General features: G+C 42.0%; 2 protein-coding genes. Both read right to left on the bottom strand.

The window, feature by feature from the left end:
* On the bottom strand, nt 1–419 hold a 419-nt coding region (locus tag SMIDD26_RS02065; RefSeq protein WP_134990104.1), incomplete at its 3' end, for an ABC transporter permease.
* Nucleotides 416–1,106 (bottom strand): ABC transporter ATP-binding protein (locus SMIDD26_RS02060; protein WP_061438749.1); only part of this gene is annotated, 691 nt, incomplete at its 5' end. The genes SMIDD26_RS02065 and SMIDD26_RS02060, both read right to left, overlap by 4 nt.

The following is a 1,106-nucleotide window of genomic DNA, read 5'->3' as shown; positions in this document are numbered from 1 at the left end:
GACAAGGAGGCCGTTGAACGATTAAGCTGATTTTGCAGTTCATTGAGTGTACCTGTAACTGCAAATTTAATTCCATTTTCAAGCGATGTTTCGCCATGATAAACTGCCTTTAGAACACTATCTTCTTGATCAATGGTCAAATAGCCTTTTAATTTTTCATCTTTAATTGCTTCTTTGGCACTTGCTTCGTCTTTATAGTCAAAGTTAACACCATTTACATTCTTCAGTCCTTCTGCTACAGATGGCACTGTTGTCACTACTGCCACTTTATCATTTTTAGCCATTGAAGAGCCTTGGAGATAGGCAATTCCTACAGAGATTCCTAAAAAGAGGAACGGCGAAATCACCATAAAGAAGAAACTCCACGATTTGACATGTCGAAGATAGGTTTCCTTGATTACAACCCACATATTTCTCATACTTCCACCCCTGATTCTAGTTTAAAGATTTCATCGATTGTTGGCGCTTGTTGGTCAAAGGTTGCGATATATTGCCCCTGAGTCAAGATCGGGAAGAGTTCCCTTCCAGCACTCTCATCCTCCAAAATCAATTTCCAACTGCCTTGTTTGGTCAAGCTCACCTGTTTAACATGAGGAAGTTTTTCCAATTCTTCCTTGCTTCGTTCACTTGAAACAAAGAGACGCGTTTTCCCGTATTGATTTCGGACATCCTGAACTGGTCCATGCAAGACCACACGGCCATCTCGGATCATGAGAATATCGTCACAAAGCTCCTCGACGTTGGTCATGACATGGTCAGAAAAGATGATGGTTGCCCCACGTTCTTTTTCTTGAAAAATGACTTGCTTGAGCAATTCTGTATTGACTGGGTCCAATCCACTGAAAGGCTCATCCAGGATAATCAAGTCTGGCTCATGAATCAGAGTAATGATGAGCTGAATCTTCTGCTGATTTCCTTTTGACAGACTCTTGATTTTATCTGTCAGCTTCCCTTTCACTTCCAACCTCTTCATCCATTGAGGGAGTTTTTCCTTGACCTCCTTGGCATCCATACCTTTTAGAGTCGCCAAGTAACGAACTTGTTCAAGGACTGTCAATTTAGGCATGAGACTGCGTTCCTCAGGCAGATAGCCAATCCGAGCGTAG

The organism is Streptococcus mitis (genome assembly GCF_001579035.1).
In the GTDB taxonomy this organism is placed as follows: Bacteria; Bacillota; Bacilli; order Lactobacillales; family Streptococcaceae; genus Streptococcus; species Streptococcus mitis_J.
Note: the sequence above shows the minus strand (reverse complement) of the source record. Positions and strands in the feature narration are given on the sequence as shown.